Annotated in this window: 11 protein-coding genes and 2 pseudogenes; 7 read left to right on the top strand and 6 right to left on the bottom strand. The window is 74.4% G+C overall.

The window, feature by feature from the left end:
* Positions 1-182: 182 nt before the first annotated feature.
* On the top strand, positions 183-1,622 hold the full coding sequence (locus KGS77_RS31500; protein ID WP_242586562.1) for a lipase maturation factor family protein: 1,440 nt from the start codon (positions 183-185) through the stop codon (positions 1,620-1,622).
* On the opposite strand, the gene KGS77_RS31495 is transcribed toward KGS77_RS31500, so the two are convergent.
* A complete protein-coding gene (locus KGS77_RS31495) occupies positions 1,519-2,604 on the bottom strand; it encodes a tetratricopeptide repeat protein (protein WP_242587805.1) in 1,086 nt (361 codons plus the stop codon). The genes KGS77_RS31500 and KGS77_RS31495 overlap by 104 nt on opposite strands.
* 387 nt (positions 2,605-2,991) lie before the next feature.
* Here KGS77_RS31495 and KGS77_RS31490 point away from each other — a divergent pair, with 387 nt between their 5' ends.
* A complete protein-coding gene (locus tag KGS77_RS31490; protein WP_242586561.1) occupies positions 2,992-4,233 on the top strand; it encodes a lactonase family protein in 1,242 nt (413 codons plus the stop codon).
* Between the two features lie 317 nt (positions 4,234-4,550).
* On the opposite strand, the gene KGS77_RS31485 is transcribed toward KGS77_RS31490, so the two are convergent.
* The 5 genes and pseudogenes from KGS77_RS31485 to KGS77_RS31465 form a co-directional block, all read right to left on the bottom strand.
* The gene (locus KGS77_RS31485) at positions 4,551-5,300 is read right to left on the bottom strand and encodes a transglycosylase family protein (protein WP_242586560.1); all 750 of its coding nucleotides are present in this window, start codon (positions 5,298-5,300) and stop codon (positions 4,551-4,553) included.
* A gap of 507 nt (positions 5,301-5,807) precedes the next feature.
* Positions 5,808-7,966: pseudogene (locus tag KGS77_RS31480) on the bottom strand (ABC transporter permease).
* A gap of 233 nt (positions 7,967-8,199) precedes the next feature.
* The gene (modA, locus tag KGS77_RS31475) at positions 8,200-9,042 is read right to left on the bottom strand and encodes a molybdate ABC transporter substrate-binding protein (RefSeq protein ID WP_242586559.1); all 843 of its coding nucleotides are present in this window, start codon (positions 9,040-9,042) and stop codon (positions 8,200-8,202) included.
* A 136-nt stretch (positions 9,043-9,178) separates the two neighbouring features.
* Positions 9,179-9,574 carry a helix-turn-helix transcriptional regulator gene (locus KGS77_RS31470; protein ID WP_242586558.1) on the bottom strand — a complete coding sequence of 132 codons (396 nt, stop codon included), beginning with the start codon at positions 9,572-9,574 and terminating at the stop codon, positions 9,179-9,181.
* A 210-nt stretch (positions 9,575-9,784) separates the two neighbouring features.
* Positions 9,785-10,549, bottom strand: coding sequence for a PaaX family transcriptional regulator C-terminal domain-containing protein (locus KGS77_RS31465; protein WP_242586556.1), 765 nt, complete (start codon positions 10,547-10,549; stop codon positions 9,785-9,787).
* Between the two features lie 162 nt (positions 10,550-10,711).
* Between KGS77_RS31465 and KGS77_RS31460 the strand changes: the two are divergent.
* The 5 genes and pseudogenes from KGS77_RS31460 to KGS77_RS31440 all read left to right on the top strand — a co-directional run bounded on the left by KGS77_RS31460 (position 10,712) and on the right by KGS77_RS31440 (position 16,519).
* Positions 10,712-12,363, top strand: a pseudogene (locus tag KGS77_RS31460) (acyl-CoA dehydrogenase family protein).
* A gap of 251 nt (positions 12,364-12,614) precedes the next feature.
* Positions 12,615-13,376, top strand: coding sequence for a crotonase/enoyl-CoA hydratase family protein (locus KGS77_RS31455; protein WP_242586547.1), 762 nt, complete (start codon positions 12,615-12,617; stop codon positions 13,374-13,376).
* A gap of 274 nt (positions 13,377-13,650) precedes the next feature.
* Positions 13,651-14,580 carry a YndJ family protein gene (locus tag KGS77_RS31450; RefSeq protein ID WP_242586545.1) on the top strand — a complete coding sequence of 310 codons (930 nt, stop codon included), beginning with the start codon at positions 13,651-13,653 and terminating at the stop codon, positions 14,578-14,580.
* Positions 14,577-15,101, top strand: a complete 525-nt coding sequence (locus KGS77_RS31445; RefSeq protein ID WP_242586544.1) for a DUF1990 domain-containing protein — start codon at positions 14,577-14,579, stop codon at positions 15,099-15,101. Before KGS77_RS31450 ends, KGS77_RS31445 begins: the two co-directional genes overlap by 4 nt.
* A 140-nt stretch (positions 15,102-15,241) precedes the next feature.
* Positions 15,242-16,519, top strand: a complete 1,278-nt coding sequence (locus KGS77_RS31440; RefSeq protein ID WP_242586542.1) for a metallophosphoesterase — start codon at positions 15,242-15,244, stop codon at positions 16,517-16,519.
* Positions 16,520-16,859: the final 340 nt, after the last annotated feature.

The following is a 16,859-nucleotide window of genomic DNA, read 5'->3' as shown; positions in this document are numbered from 1 at the left end:
GCCTGCCCGTAGCGCGCGCCCGGGACATCTTCGGCGCGGTTCCCGTGGCTCTCCACGGCCCGCGCCGTACCGCCGCCTCGCGGTCCCCGCGGCCCGCCGTACGGCCTCACGGCCCCCGCCGTACGGCCCCGTGCCGCGTGCCCGGGCGGCGCGCAGACGCTGTCGGTGTTAGGGATGGGCAGGTGGAGTGGTTCACGAATTCCGATTACTGGCTGAGCCGGCTGGTCTTCCAAAGGGCGCTGGCCGTGGTCTACGTCGTCGCGTTCGTGGCGGCAGCGCGGCAGTTCCGCGCGCTGATCGGCGAACGGGGGATGCTGCCGGTGCCCCTTTTCGTACGCCGGGTGCCGTTCCGCAAGGCCCCCAGCGTCTTCCACCTGCGCTACAGCGACCGCCTCTTCGGCGCGTGGTCGTGGGCGGGGGCCCTGCTGGCGGCGGCCGTCGCCGGGGGCGCGGCCGACGCCGTACCGCTGTGGGCCGCGATGGTGATGTGGGCGGCCCTGTGGGTGATGTATCTGTCGGTCGTCAACGTCGGGCAGACGTGGTACGGCTTCGGCTGGGAGTCGCTGCTGCTGGAGACCGGTTTCCTGGCGGTGTTCCTCGGCAACGCGGACACCGGGCCGCCGGTGCTGGTGATGTGGCTGCTGCGCTGGCTGCTGTTCCGGGTGGAGTTCGGCGCGGGCCTGATCAAGATGCGCGGCGACCGCTGCTGGCGGGATCTGACCTGTCTGTACTACCACCACGAGACCCAGCCGATGCCCGGGCCGCTGAGCTGGTTCTTCCACCATCTGCCCAAACCTCTGCACCGCGTGGAGGTGGCCGCCAACCACGTGGCCCAACTCGTCTTCCCCCTGCTGCTGTTCACCCCGCAGCCGGTGGCGGGCTGGGCCGCGCTGGCCGTCGTCGTCACCCAGCTCTGGCTGGTCCTGTCGGGCAACTTCGCCTGGCTGAACTGGCTGACGATCGTCCTGGCGGCCTCGGCCGTGGACCTGCCGGGCCTGCTGGGCTTCTCGGACCCGGTACGTCCCTCCTCGGTCGCCGGGCCCCCGGTGTGGTTCGAGGTGCTGGTCGTGGCCGTCACCGTCCTGGTCGCCGTCCTCAGCTACCGTCCGGCCCTGAACCTCCTGTCCCGTCAGCAGCGCATGAACACCTCCTTTGACCCGCTGCGCCTGGTCAACTCCTACGGCGCGTTCGGCAGCGTCACCCGCAGCCGCCGGGAGATCGTGGTGGAGGGCACGGAGGACGCCGTGGTGACGCCGGCGACGGTCTGGCACGAGTACGGGTTCCGGGGCAAGCCGGGGGACGTACGGCGGCTGCCGCGCCAGTACGCCCCGTACCATCTGCGCCTGGACTGGATGATGTGGTTCGCGGCGCTCTCACCGGCCTACGCCCGGACCTGGTTCGGCCCGTTCGTGGAGCGGCTGCTGGAGAACGACCCGGCGACGCTGCGGCTGCTGCGCCACAACCCCTTCCCCGACGTGCCGCCCGCCCAGGTGCGGGCCCGGGTCTTCCTCTACCGCTTCACGACGTGGCGGGAACTGCGGGAGACCGGGGCGTGGTGGCATCGCACCGAGGTACGTGAGTTCCTGCCGCCGACCGCCCGAGTTCCGCACGGAAGGCGATGACGGCGTCCTGGGCCTGGCGCAGCCCGATGCGCCGGAAGTCGCGCTCCAGGGCGTCGAGTTCGGCGAGCGTCTCGTGGTGCGGGCGGCCCAGCCTGGAGCGGCATTTGACCAGGCCCAGGCGGGACAGGGCGCTGCCGCGCGGCTCCTGCATCGCCTCGAACTCCGCCAGCGCCCCGGCGTAGGTGCGCAGGGCCTCCTCGTGGCGGCCGGCGCGGTGCAGGACGTTGCCCCGCATCTTGTGGTTGTAGGCCAGGGCGCCGGCCAGGTCCATCCGGCGGCATATGGCCTCGGCCTCGCTCAAGAGGGACAGCGCCCGGTCCACGTGTCCCTGGAGGGAGAGGATGTCGGCTATGCCGCGCAGCGACCAGGCGCGTCCACGGGCGTCGTCCCCGTCGGCCGCGATCCGCGCGGACTCCTCGAACAGTTCGAGGGCCTTGTCGTACGCGCCGGTGTTGCGGTGCATCTGGGCGATGCCGGACATCGCCCAGACCATGTGCCGGGTCTCGCCGTGTGCCCGCGCCTGTTCCAGGAGCCGGTCGTGGAGTGCGGCGACGGCCTCGTAGTCGCCCTGGATACGGCCGGTCTCGGCCAGGCCCGCCAGGGCGTAGCCGTGCGCGAGGCGGTCGCCGCCCCGGTCCGCGAGGGTGACGGCATGGCCCAGCAGCCGGCGGGCGAGGGCGAGGCCGCCGCACTGGCGGGCGAGGGTGCCGCCGCTCCACAGCGCCCAGGCCATGGCGCCCCGGTCACCGGCGCGGCGCGCGGCCCGGTAGCTCTCGCGCCAGGCCGTGCCCGCCTCGCTCACCCGGCCGAGGCGCCGGGCGGCCTCGGCGACCGCGAGCGCGGCACGGGCGCGCTCCAGTTCCGAGGCCGCCTCCCGGCGGGCCCGGCGGGCCGTCGCCAGGACCTCTTCGTACGAGGAGTTCACACCCAGCGCGGACGCGAGCTCGCCCTGGTATTCCGGAGCGAATGCCTTGCCGTACATGTATTCGCGGCCTCCCGGTCCGTCGTTCACGTGCTTGATCCACAAGCTACGAGGGGACGGGGTGCGGGCGAATCAGTCCGCGTATGGGTTGTGCCGTACGACTGCGGTGCTACGTGTGAGGGGGGTGGTCATCATCGGGATGTACGGGGACTCCGTCCTTCGGTATACGCCCGGTGACCTGGTGAAGCGCGCGCCGGGGCGGGTCTTTCGCCCGCACGCGGGCGGACGGGCCCCGCCCTGCTGACGGGGCGGGATCACCGTCCGAGGGGGCGGCCCGGGGCGCTGTCGGGGACGCGGTTCGCGGGTCTCGTTCTTCGGCCCCGTTCGCGGGCATCATCCGAGGGCACCGTTCGCGGGCACCGTTCGAGGTACCGGCTCATTCGTGAGGTGGGGCATGGACAGCGCAGCAGCACGGACCGGGCCGGATCGCCGCCGCTTCGTCACGGCGATCGTGGCGGGAGTGGCCGGGGCGGCAGGGGTGTCAGGAGTGGGCAGCGCGGCAGCGGCCGGGGACATCGGTGGCGGCAGCCCGGGGCCGGCCCCCACCGGCTCGGTCCGGCCCCACCCGCGCGCCCCGCGCCTCCCGGGCGCCGCGCACGCCCGCTGTTCCTGGGGACGTACACCTCCGCCCCGGGCGGCGGTACGGGCATCGGGCTGGCGGCGTACGACCCGGAGAGCGGGGAGATCACCGCCACCGGCGTCGTGACCGGCCTCGCCGACCCCTCCTACCTGGCCCTGTCCCCCTGCCGCCGCAGGCTCTACGCGGTCGGCGAACAGCGGCGGGGGACGGTGACCGCCGTCGCGCTGCGCGCGGACGGCCGGCACCGGGTGCTCGGCTCCCGCTCCACCGGCGGGGCCGGGCCGTGCCACCTGTCCGTCCACCCCGGTGGGCGGTGGCTGCTGAGCGCCAACTACCTCTCCGGCAGCGTCGCCGTGCACCCCGTGTACGGCGACGGCGCACCGGGTGAACGTACGGACCTGGTCACCCACCACCGGCCACCGCCCGGCCCCGGACAGAGCGGCCCGCACGCCCACCAGATCCTCACCACACCGGACGGCGGTCATGTCCTCGCCGTCGACCTGGGCAACGACACGGTCTACACCTACCGGCTGGACCCGGCCGCCGGCACCCTGCGCGAGGTCTCCCACGCGACGCTGCGGCCCGGCGCGGGCCCGCGCCACCTCACCTTCCACCCCTGCGGGAGATACGCCTATCTGGCCAACGAGGTGGACAACACGGTCGTGGTGTGTGCGTACGACCCTTTCACCGGGCGGCTGACGCCGGGTGCCGCGCAGCCCACCGGTACGGGCCCCGGTACCAGCTATCCGGCGCAGTTCCTCGTCACCGCCGACGGGGCCTTCGCCTTTCTGGCCAACCGCGGGCACAACAGCCTCACACGGTTCGCCGTCGAAGCGGGCGGGGCGCGGCTGTGCCTGCTGGACACCGTGCCGGTCGGTGGTGACTTCCCGCGCCATATCGCTTTCTCGCCGGACGGCCGGCTGCTCTTCGCGGCGAATCAGAAGTCGGGGACGGTGACGGTCTTCTCGGTGAACACGGGCTCGGGCGAACTGCGGCGGGTGGGCGAGCCGTTCGCCGCTCCGGTGCCGGTGTGCGTACTTCCCTGCTGATCCGTGGAATTCGCCGTATTCACCGAATAGGGTCCGTGGATTCCCGCCGACAATTCACCGGATTCCGCGACGGATTCGCGGCCGGTTCGCGGGCCCAGGCAGTCGGCTCGCACGCCCCGGCAGTCGGCTCGCAGCCGCCGCGGCCGGTTCGCAGGCCCTGGCAACCGGTTCGCAGCCACCCGCCGTATCTCCACCGCACCTTTTCCCCCCCCCGCATGCGGCCGGGCGGGTCTTCCCCGTCCGGGGCATGCGAGCGGCGCGGCTGCGTGTCCGTGTTCCCGTGTCGTACGGAAGGTACGCAGCCGCGCCGTATGCGCTCAGTTCCCGGTGGAATGCCTGACCAGGTAGAGGCGTACGCCGGGGAAGATGAGGTCCGGATCGGCCCCGACCGCCCGGCGGTTGACCCGGTAGAACTCCGCCCAGTCCAGGCCGTGGGCGTACGCGATGCCGCTGAGCGTGTCACCGGACCGTACGACGACGAAGGCGCCGCCGTGCCAGGCCGGGCCCGCCGCGGGGTGCGGTGCCCGGTGCCGCGGCTGCCGGAGCGGCTGTTGGGGCTGCTGGGGCGCGGCGCGGTGCGCGAGCGGGCCGGCCTGCGGCACGGCGATGCGTGGCGCGGTCCTGCGCGGCGTGTGGGCACGCGGTGCGCGCGGCTGCGGCGCAGCGGCGCGGGAGGAGCCCGAGCGCAGGCCCAGCCGGGCCGAGCAGGCGGGCCACGCCCCCCACCCCTGACGGGCCAGCACCCGTTCCGCCACCCGGACTTGCTGTCCCCTGGTGGCCCTGGCCGCACGCGCCGCGTAGCGGGCACCGCCGTAAGCGCGCCAGGTGGCGTGGCTGAACTGCAGCCCGCCCGAGAAGCCGTTGCCGGTGTCGATGTGCCAGTTGCCGCCGCTCTCGCACGCGGCGAGGCGGTCCCACACCGCTCCGGCCTGGGCCTCGGCCCGCTCGCCGGCCGCCACGTTCAGGGTGCCGGCCGCCAGCAGGACGACGGCCGCCGCGAAGGCGCGCAGCCCGTTGTTCCGGTTGTCACCGCGGACAATTGATTCTGTTTCGTGAGGAAGTCCCATTGAATTGCTCCCGTCGCTCGCCGCACAGTTTCCTGGCGGCCATTCAGGAAACGTGACCCCCGCGGACTTTCACCCGTTCAGGCGTGCCGGTCCGTAAGGTGTCGTGGATTTCCGACACTCAAAAGGCAACCACGGCCGCGTATTCCCCGGGCAGAGCGCACGGGAGCGCCTCGCCTTTCCGTTCTGCCCCCGGCCCGCCGAATCCGTGGGGAATACCGCCGGGTCGGCCGGTGGTGCGCACGGCAGGGGCGCACCGGCCCCGCAAAGGAGCACGCGCCGGCCGCCGTACGGTGATCACGGGCCGTCGGCGGGGATGTCCACCGAGCGCATCGGCCGTACACGGCCCGGGTGCGGCGGGAGTGCGCACGGACCGCGCACGGGCCCCACACCACGGCGCAGCGGTCCGGGATGGCGGCCCCACCCGGCCCGGTCCGCCTCTTGAGTCCCGGCAGCCCCACAGCATAGGTACCTAGGTACCTATGCTGTGGGGGCCGGAGCGGGTCCGCCTCAGACCGGCACGAGCGTGACCTCGGTCGCCTTCACACTGATCCATACGGCGCCGCCCTCGGCCAGCCCGAGTTCCGCCGCCGCCTGCGGAGTGATCTCCGCGGCGAGGTCGGGAACCTCCCGCGAGCCGATGAGCAGCCGCAGCCGGCTGCCGAGCCCGGCGATCTCCCGGATGTGCCCGGGCCAGACGTTGCGCGGACTGCCCGAGGGCCGCTCGCGGTGCACGGACACGGCCTCCGGCCCGATGACCGCCAGCGCCTCGGTTCCCTCGGCCAGCGGCTCGGCAGCCACCAGCCTCCCCCCGCCCGGGAGTTGGAGCCCCTCGCGGGTCGCCGTGCCGGGCCAGGCGTTCCGGCCGAGCATCCGGGCCACCCACGGCGAGCGCGGGTGCCGGGAGACCTCGGCGGGCGGCGCGTCCTGGAGCCGGCGGCCGTCTTCGAGGACCAGCACCCGCCCGGCGAGCGAGACCGCCTCGACCGGGTCGTGGGTGACCATCAGGCAGACGCCGCCGAACCCGGCGAGGTGGCGGCGCAGGGTGTGGCGTACCTCGGCCCGGGTGCTCTGGTCGAGCGCCGCCAGCGGCTCGTCGAGCAGCAGCAGGCGGGGGCGTACGGCCAGCGCGCGGGCCAGCGCGACCCGGCCGGCCTGGCCGCCGGAGAGCTGGGCGGGCCTGCGGTGCGCGAGATGCCCGACGCCCAGCCGGTCCAGCCACTCCCCCGCCGTCCGCCTGGCCTCGGCCCGGGGCACGCCGTGGGCGCGCAGCCCGTACGCGGTGTTGCCCAGCGCCGTCAGGTGGGGGAAGAGCGCGCCGTCCTGGGGGACCCAGGCGACACCGCGGCGGTGCGGGGGCAGCGCGGTGACCTCCCGGTCGCCGAGGGTGAGTTCGGCGTGCGCCCGGGGGGTGAGGCCGAGCAGCGCGCGCAGGAGCGTGGTCTTCCCGGCGCCGTTGGGCCCCACGACCGCGATGGTGGTGCCCGGGTCGGCGTGCAGGGTGAGGCGGGTGAAGCCGGTGATGCGGGCACGCAGCGGCCAGCGGGCGTCCGGGGGCGCATCGCCGGGCCCGGGTGCCTGTCCCGGACCGCCGGCCGCGCCGAGGCTGGGGTGGCGGGGGCCGGGGTGACGCAGGGGGCCGGGGCCGCACGAACCGGCGCTCGGGCCGCGGCCGGTGGCGGACTCCCCGACGGCCGCGGTCCCGTCCGGCCCGCCCGGGGTGCCTGCCGTGGTCCCGGCCGGTCCGTCGTGTGTTGATGCCCCCTCGACGTCGTACGGCGCGCCGCTCCCCGCGCCGCCCGTGCCCCTCCGGCCGGCCCGCCCGGCGCACCGCCCGTACCACCCCTGCCGCCCACAGCGCCCAAGACCGTCCGCCGGGTGCCGCCACCGGCGCGCCCCCGTGCCGTGGCGCCGCCCGCCCCGCCGCCCGACCACCGGCCGCGCAGCGCGGTGAGCACCGCCATGGCGATGGCCAGGAGCAGCAGGGAGAGGGAGGTGGCAGCCTCGGGGCTGTCCTGGAGCAGCAGATAGACCTGGAGGGGCAGGGTCTGGGTGACGCCCGGCAGGTTTCCGGCGAAGGTGATCGTGGCCCCGAACTCGCCCAGGGCGCGGGCCCAGGTGAGCGCCGCTCCGGCGGCCAGGCCGGGGGCGACCATCGGCAGCGTGACCGTACGGAAGACCCGCAGCGGCGAGGCTCCCAGCGAAGCGGCGGTCTCCTCGTAGCGGGAGTGCAGCCCGGCCAGCGCGCCTTCCAGGCTGATGACCAGGAACGGCATCGAGACGAAGGTCGCGGCGAGCACCGCGCCGGAGGTGTGGAAGGGGAACTGGACGCCGAAGTGGTCCTCCAGCCAGCCGCCGAGCAGCCCGCGGCGCCCGAAGCCGAGCAGCAGCGCCACCCCGCCGACGGTCGGCGGCAGCACCATGGGCAGCAGGACCAGGGAGCGTACGAAGGACTTGCCGGGGAAGTCCACGCGCGCCAGCAGCCACGCCAGGGGCACGCCCAGGACCAGGGAGAGGCCCAGCGCCCACAGGGACACCACCAGCGAGATCCGCAGCGCCTGGGTGACCTCGGGCGCGGTCAGGTGCGTCCCGAGGTCGCCCCAGGACGTACGGGCCAGGATGCCCGCCAGCGGCACCAGCAGGAACAGCACGGCCAGGGCGGCGGGCACGGCCAGGGTCAGGGGGGCCCGCCGGCCGGGGACGGCCTTGCGCCGGCGGGCGGACAGCGGCCGGCCGCCCTGCTCCCGCCCGGTTCCGTGGCCGGGGCCGTGGTCCGGCCGGCCCTGACCGCCGTGGCCGGCGGACGGCTCCCGGCCAGGCTCCCGGCCGTCCTCGGGCGCGGTGCTCCGGCCCCGCCCGGAGCCGGCCGCGTGGCTGCGCCAAGGGGCGCGCGCGCCCGCCATCAGGGCTTCTGGAACCCGGCGTCGCGCAGGATCCGCTGCCCCTGCGCGCCACTGAGCCACTTGACGAACGCGTCGGCCTCCTTGGTGTGCTGGGAGACCTTCAAGGTGGCCGCCGGGTACTGGGCGACGGCGTTCTGGTCGTCGGGGATCGCCACGGCGTCGACCTTGCCGGGGGCGGTCATGGCGTCGGTGGCGTACACGATGCCCGCGTCGGCCTCGCCCAGCTCGACCTTGCTCAGCACCCCGCGCACGTCCTGCTCCTGGGAGACCGGCTGGACCTCGATGCCTTGCTTGTCCAGGACCTTCTTGCTGTAGCGGCCCACGGGAACGGCCGGTGCGGCGAGCACCACCTTGAGCTTCTTGTCCGCCAGGTCCTTGAGCGCCTTGATCTTCTTCGGGTTGCCGTCGGCCGTGGCGATCACCAGCCGGTTTCTGGCGATGACGGCCGGTGCGGACGTCTTGCCCTTGAGCCCGTCCATGGTCTTGGTGTCCGCGGTGACCAGGGCGTCCGCGGGGAAATCCTGGTTGACCTGCGCGGCGAGCTGCTGTGAGCCGGCGAAGGAGAACTTCACGGTGGTGCCGGGGTGGTCCTTCTCGTACGCGGCGCCCGCCTTGGCGAAGACGTTGGTGAGGGAGGCCGCGGCGAGCACCTTGATCGTGGTCCGGGTACCGCCGCTCTCGCCCTTCCCCTGTGCGCCGCTCTTGTCCTCACCACCGCAGGCGGCGGCGAGCGGGACGATCAGCGCGACCGCCAGCACGGCCGCCGCGGCACGGCGCCGGCCGGAGGAAGGGACGGCGGACCGGGGGGAGGCGGCGGAGGTACGGGCGGGGACGCGGCGCATGGTCGGCTCCTGGGGGACGGGGAGGACAGGCAGGGCGGGTGAGACAGGCGGTGTGGGCAGGGCAGACAGGGCAGGTACCAGGGCGGATACGGAATCGGGTGGGGGACGGCGGGCGGATCGCCGGGGTGCGGACGCTTCAGAGCCGGTCGACATGGACATTGGTCGACTTCACACGGGCGGTGGCCCGCACCCCGACCTCCAGGCCCAGTTCCTCGACCGCTTCCCGGGTCAGCAGGGAGACCAGCCGGTGCGGCCCGGCCTGTATCTCCACCTGGGCCGCGACGTCGCCGAGCTTGATCGCCGTGACGATGCCGGGGAAGGCGTTGCGGGCCGAGGTGTAGGAGGGGTCCTCCTCGCCGCCGCTGCTCCGGGCCAGCTCGGTGGAGAAGGCGGCCAGGTCGCGGCCGTCGATCAGCCGGCGGCCGGCCTCGTCCCGGTAGGTGGGGACCTTGCCGGCGTCCGCCCAGCGGCGGGCCGTGTCGGGGCTGACGCCGAGCAGACGCGCCGCCTGACCGATGGTGTAGGACTGCATGTGCGGCACCGTAGGCCAGATGCCCTCTCATCTGCAATTGATCTCTTAGTGAGCACCTGGCAGATGCGCCCCCGCTCGGAGGATCCACCGGTCCGGAGCGGAACCGGAACGGAACCGGAACGGAAGGGGCCGGGGAATACGAGGGCCGCGGTCCCGGAGGGAGAGCCGAACGGCCCATGCACTCCGTAACCCCGTAACGCCGTTACATCGTCACACCCCAGGCGTCACGTACTGCCGCAGCACGTCCCCCAGCTCCGACTCGAACGCCCCGTACCGGTAGCGGAGTTCGGTGCCCGGCCAGCCGGGCGGCAGCAGCAGCTCCGGCAGCAGCGGATCCGCGAGGAGGTGGCGCAGCGCCGCCGCCGAGACCGTGAAGCGCTCGGCCAGGGAGCCCGCCCGCTCCAGCGCGGCCAGCAGCGCCCGCGCCCGCCGCGCCCAGCCCTTCAGGTCCCACAGGCCGCGGGCCAGCGCGCCGGGGTCGCCGTCCGGGGCGCCGGTGAGCCAGGTGCACTGCGCGGTGACGACGCCCGGGCGCGTCCGCGGCAGGTTGGCGGGCCGCAGCCAGGTGCCCTCGCGCAGTTCGGCCAGCCGCAGATCCGCCATGGCCCGGCGCAGCGCGGTGCGCTCGGCAGCCGCCCGGCGCTCGGCGGTGACCACGGCGATCTCCCACTCCCCCGTCCACGGGCGCGTCGTGGGGAAACGGCTCTCGTCCTGCCGGGCCTGGCGCTCCAGGAGCCGGGCGGTCAGCGCGTACGAGCCGTCGTCCTGCCGCAGGTCCCCGGCGGCGACCATCCGGGAGAGCGCGACGCGTACGGTGCCCTCGGCGACGCCGAACAGCTCGCCGACCCGTACCAGGGCCCGGGCGGGAAGCCGGGGCGGGTGGTGGCCGAGGAGGGTGCTGAGCACGATCGAACGGGCCGTGAGGGGCCGCAGCACCAGACGCCCGGCATCGGCCTCGCCCGCACTCCCGCGCATCCGCGCCCCTCCGAATCCGTGTCGAGGTCCGCTCCCGCCCCGGAACCGCGACCGGAACCGGAACCGCCCCCGGAACTGCCACCGGCACGGAATCCTATCCGGGCCCATCATCTCGCCATTACAGTCTTCTCACGCGCGTCGGATCTCTGTAACGTCGATGCCATGACCGCCACTCATGAAGTCCTGAACCAGGCACCGCCGTTGACCGGTTTCAGCACGGCGGACGACCCGGCCCTGCTGGAGGCACTGCGCCGCCACGGCGCCGGATGGGGCGAGCGGGAGGTGCGCGAACTCGGCGCGCTCGCCGGTACGGACACGGTGCAGGAGCAGGCCAGGGCAGCGGAGGAGCACCCGCCCCGGCTGCGTACCCACGACCGCTTCGGCCACCGCGTCGACGAGGTCGAATTCGACCCGGCCTGGCACCAGTTGATGACGGCGGCGGTGGAGCACGGCCTGCACGCCGCGCCCTGGGCCGAGGCCCGCCCCGGCGCCCACCTCGTCCGCGCCGCGAAGTTCTACGTGTGGTCGCAGGCCGAGCCGGGGCACGGCTGCCCCGTCTCCATGACGTACGCCGCGGTGCCCGCACTGCGGGCCGCCCCCGCCCTCGCCGCGCAGTACGAGCCGCTGCTCGCCTCCCGTACGTACGACTACGGCCTGCGGCCCCCGCTGACCAAGGCGGGTCTGATCGCCGGCATGTCGATGACGGAGAAACAGGGCGGCTCGGACGTACACGCCAACACCACGCGGGCGGTACCGGCCGGTGACGGCACGTACCGGATCACCGGCCACAAGTGGTTCACCTCCGCCCCCATGAGCGATGTGTTCCTGGTGCTGGCCCAGACGGACGAGGGGCTGAGCTGCTTCCTGCTCCCGCGGGTGCTGCCCGACGGCAGCCGCAACGGGATGCATCTGATGCGCCTGAAGGAGAAGTTGGGGAACCGCTCGAACGCCTCCGCGGAGATCGAGTACGACGGGGCGGTGGTGTGGCCGGTGGGTGAGCCGGGGCGCGGCGTGCCGACCATCGTGGAGATGGTGAACCTGACCCGGCTGGACTGTGTGATCGGTACGGCCGCCGGGATGCGGGCGGGACTGCGGCAGGCCCTGCACCACACGGCCCACCGGCGGGCGTTCGGGCGAATGCTGGACGAACAGCCGCTGATGCGCGCGGTCCTGGCCGACCTCGCGGTGGAGTCCGAGGCCGCGACGGTGCTGGCCATGCGGCTGGCGGCGGTCGTGGACGGGGCGCAGGCCGGGGACGCGGGTGCTGCCGCGCTGCGCAGGATCGCGCTGGCGGCCGGCAAGTACTGGGTGTGCAAGCGGGGCAGCGGCCATGCCGCCGAGGCACTGGAATGCCTGGGCGGCAACGGCTACATCGAGGAGTCGGGGATGCCGCGGCTGTACCGCGAGGCGCCGCTGCTGTCCGTCTGGGAGGGCTCGGGAAACGTGGCGGCGCTGGACGTGCTGCGCGCACTGGGCAAGGAACCGGCCACGCTGGACGCCTTCTTCGCCGAGGTGGACGCGGCGGCGGGCGCCGACCGGCGGCTGGACGCGGCCGTCGCCGGGTTGCGTGCGACGCTGTCCGGCACCCCGGCCGACCCGGAGCGGGCCCAGCTCACGGCACGCTCCCTGGCGGAGCGGATGGCGCTGGCGCTCCAGGGCTCCCTGCTCGTACGGCACAGCCCCCGGCCGTCGCCGACGCCTTCTGTGCCACGCGGCTCGGCGGGGAGTGGGGGCACGCCTACGGCACGCTGCCCGTCACCGCCGACCTGACGTCGATCCTGGAGCGCGCACGGCCCAAGACCTCCGAGGGCTGATGCCCGGGGACCAAGGGCGGCAAGGAGAGGCCGAGGGAGGCCCCCGGTGGGCAAGGACGGGCACGGCAGGGGGGAGCGCGTCGCGCAAGGAGCACGGCGCGATGTCTTGCCGGAGGGCGCGAAGCCTGCTGAGGTGATGTTCCACGGGCTGCCGTCCGGCGGGACGCGCGAAGTGCCGACGGACGGCGGGCGGTCCGGCGCGCGACGGCCCGGCGGAACGGCGGCGCGCCCCGACGGAACGGGATAGGCGGATGACGGTACGCGTCGAACGCTCGGGGCCGGTGACGACGGTGGTCCTCCACCGGCCCGCCGTCCGCAACGCCGTGGACCGGCCGACGGCCGAGGAACTCGCCGATGCCTTCCGGGAGTTCGAGGCGGACGACGGGGCGAGTGCGGCCGTCCTGTGGGGCGCGGGCGGGACGTTCTGCTCGGGCGCCGACCTCAAGGCGGTCGGCACCGGGCGCGGCAGCCGGGTCGCCGCGGACGGCGACGGGCCGATGGGTCCGACCAGGATGCGGCTGAGCAAACCGGTGATCGCCGCGGTCAGCGGACACGCGGTCGCCGGCGGACTGGAGCTGGCACTGTGGTGCGACCTGCGGGTCGCCGAGGAGGACGCGGTCTTCGGGGTGTTCTGCCGCCGCTGGGGAGTGCCGCTGATGGACGGGGGTACGGTGCGGCTGCCCCGGCTCATCGGCACCGGCCGCGCCATGGACATGATCCTGACCGGGCGGCCGGTGGCGGCGCCCGAGGCCCTGGGAATGGGCCTGGTCAACCGTGTGGTGCCGCGCGGCCGGGCCCGCGCGGAGGCCCAGCGGCTGGCCGCCGCGCTCGCCCGCTTCCCGCAGAGGTGTCTGCGCGGTGACCGCGCCTCCGTACTGGATCAGGAGGGACAGCCGGAGGAGGCGGCGATGGCCGCCGAATACCGCCACGGCACGGAGTCCCTGCACGACTCGCTCACCGGCGCGGCCCGCTTCGCGGCGGGCGCCGGCCGCCACGGGTCCATGGACCTCTGAGCGCCGCCCCGCCCGCACTCCACCACACCGCCCCCGCTCCGCCACTCCATCCCGCCGCCCGGACCCGCATCCGCATCCGCACCAGCCCTCTCCCCACTTCCGCACCCCCACTGTTGAACGCGTTCAATTCACGGCGTACTGTCCGTGTCGGCAGTTGAACACGTTCAGAACGCCGCAGGGCAGCACGCCCGCCGCACCACCTGACCGACCGGCCACAGGTCGTCGGGGAAGCGTGCGGTGGCGGGCGCCGGAGCGGCGGGAAGGCCGGGAAGCCGTGACCGTACTGGTGAATCTCATCGTCATGCTGGGAATGTTCGCCGTGGTGCCGATGGGCCTGGCCCTGATCGACGGCCCACGCCCCGGCCCGCTGCGCCGCGTCCGGCGGATCTGGCCCCTGGCCGCCGTCGCCGGAAGCACCGCCCTGTGGCTGCCGCGCGGGCCACTGGCCGCCACGCTCGCCGGAGCGTACGCCGCGGCCACGCTCCTGCTCGCGCTGCACGCGCCGTACCGCCTGATCCGTACGCGTTCCCTGGCGCCCCGGGAGATCGCGGTACTCACCGCCCTGGTGACCCCGGCCGTCGCCGGAACCGCCCTGGTGGCCGAACGCGCCGGACACCGGCTGTGCGGCTTCGATCTGCGTATCCTGTCGCTGACCGTGCCGCACTTCCACTTCGCCGGCTTCGCCGCCGCGCTGACGGCCGGGCTGGTCTGCCACGCCACCGGACGGCGCAGCGGCCGGCTCGCCGCGCTCAGCGTCCCTGCGGGCACCCTGCTCGTCCTCCTCGGCTACTTCGTCGACGACTGGGCCGAACTGGCCGGGGCTCTCGTCCTGACCGCCGGTATGTGGCTGGTCGGCCTGCTCACCTGGCGCGATGTCCGGGGCACCGTCCCGGACCGCACGACCCGGGCGCTGCTCGGCGTCAGCGCGGCCGTCCTTGTGGCGACCATGCTGCTCGCCCTGAGCTGGGCGCTCGGCGAGGCCACCGGCCTGCCACACCCCACCCTGGGGTGGATGGCCGCCACCCATGGACTGGGCAACGCCCTCGGCTTCGCGCTGTGCGCGCTGCTCGCCTGGGGCCGTATCCAGCACTCCGCCGGCCGGCCGTCCGCCGGACCGGACCACACCCCGCCCACCGCCCCCGCACCCGGCTCCGCAACCGCCCCCACACCCGGCTCCGCACCGAAAGGCAGGACAGCCGCATGAACGGCCCCGATCGCACCGCCACCCCCCTGAGCTACCCCGAGGAAGGCGCCACCGCCCGCTCCCCGCTGCCGCCCGGCTACCACCACCTGCACGAAGAAGTCCTGATCGGCCACGGCCGGAAGGTCTTCGAGGCCGCGGGCGAGGCGGTCACCACATTCCGGATGCACCGCGCGTCGGGCGTGGGGATCAGCGCCTCCGCGCCGCGCGCCGAACCGGGTGTGGCGGTCGAGGTCTCCCTGGGCATCGGGCCCGTCCGGCTGGCCGCACCGTGCCGGGTCGTGTCGGCCACGTACGGACCGCAGCGCACGGGTTTCGCGTACGGCACTGTGCAGGGTCACCCTGAGTGCGGCGAGGAGGCGTTCATGGTCGAACTGCGGGCGGACGGCTCGGTCCGGTTCACCGTCACCGCCTTCAGCCGCCCGGCCGTCTGGTACACCCGGTTGGCCGGCCCGGTGGTCCCCTTCCTCCAGCGCTGGTACGCGCGCCACTGCGGCCGGACGCTGCGGCGGCTGGCCGGCTGAGACCCGCCGGACGTACGGGGCCGCCGGCCGCACCGCACCCCTCCCCCGGCCGTACCACCGCGCCCCGAAGCCGCCATACGTCCACAGCTCGTTCATCAGTTCGTCACCACGTGCCTGGCCGATCATGAGAGAAACCAGCCATGTGCGAGGACGAACTGACACCGCCGCGGGCGGACATGACCGAGGAACAGTGGCTGCGGGCCGGCGGACCGGGTCTGCCGGAGGGCGCCTTCGCGCGCGAAGCAGCCACCCCGGGTCCGGCACGCGCCCCGTACGCGGGCGCGGTCGGGCGGCGGACCCTGCTGGGCGGTGCGGTGGCGGGCGCGGCGCTGGCCGTACTGCCGTACGGAGCACGGACACCGGCGGTCGCCGCTCCCCGCGCGGGCGGCGCCCACGGCTTCCCGCTCCCCGCCGCGCCCGGCGCTTCGGGGGAGTTCGCCGTCCTGGTCACCGGGGACGCCGGGACGGGAGACCAGGCGCAGTACGCGGTGGCCGCCGCGGCCCGGGAGGTCTGCCGCGCCGAAGGGGTGTCCCTGGCCGTCGGCCTCGGCGACAACATCTACGAGAACGGCCCCGAGTCGGACCGGGACCCGGAGTTCCAGGAGAAGTTCGAGAAGCCCAACGACGGGATCGACGTCCCCTGGCTGATGGTCCTGGGCAACCACGACTGTTCGGGTCTGATACCCGGCAGCGGCGGCGATCCCTCGCGCGGTGACCGGGAGGTCGCCTACGCCGCGTCCTCCCGCCGCTGGTACATGCCGGCCCGCTACTACAACCTCGCGCTCCCCGCGACGAGCCCCGGCAGCGCGGGCCGTACGGGCGGGCAGGAGCCGCTCGTGGAGTTCTTCGCCCTCGACACCAACCCGGTCGCCTCCACCGTCGTACAGACCGACCCGCACTACCGCTGGAACGGCCCGTACATGCGCGAGCAGCGCGCCTGGCTGGACGCCGCCCTCAAGGGCTCGCGGGCCCGCTGGAAGGTGGTGCTGGGCCACCACCCCTACCTGAACAACGGCCGGCACGGCAGCGCGGGGGCCTACGACGGCTTCGTGATCGGGCACTACACCAGCGGAGTCCACCTCAAGGAGCTGTACGAGGAGGTGGTCTGCGGACGCGCCGACCTGATCCTGTCGGGCCACGACCACACCCTGCAGGTCCTTGAGCCCACGGCCCGTACGGGCGGTACCCGGCAGATCGTGTGCGGCGCCGCCGCCAAGACGGGCGACGGCCGGGCCCACTTCGGCCACCCGGCCGCCTGGCAGGACTTCTCCCGCCACGGCTTCATGGTGCTCAAAGCCGGGCCGCAGGCCCTGACCATCGACGCCTATACGGTCGACATCGCGACCCGCAAGGCCGTCCTGGCCCATCGCACCCGGACCACCACCCCGGTCGCGGCGGCTGCCGGGGCCCTCACGTAGGGCGGCAGCCGACGGCCGACAGGTGTCGTCAGGCGTCAGACGTCAGACGTCAGACGTCAGACGTCAGACGACAAGCAGCGTTCGACGAACGGGCGGGCAGACGGGCGGAGGGACCAGCCGCCGGGCAGCAGCCATGGCAACGGCAACAGCCGGCGGCCGGCGAAAATGCGCAGGTGGGGGCCCCGGCCTATGGTGGGCGCATGGCCGTTTCCCGGTTGAGGCGGTGCCCGGCCGGCGGCCCGCGACCGAGGACGGCGTCCCGCGCCGTCCCGGTGCCGCCGCCGGCCGGGGCCGCCCTGCCGCCGTGCCCTGCTCCCGGCCCCCGCCCGTGCCCCCCGGC

The sequence above is a fragment of the Streptomyces sp. MST-110588 genome (genome assembly GCF_022695595.1).
Classification (GTDB): Bacteria; Actinomycetota; Actinomycetes; order Streptomycetales; family Streptomycetaceae; genus Streptomyces.
The sequence above is the reverse complement of the archived record's forward strand: the minus strand, read 5'-3'. Positions and strand labels throughout refer to the sequence as shown.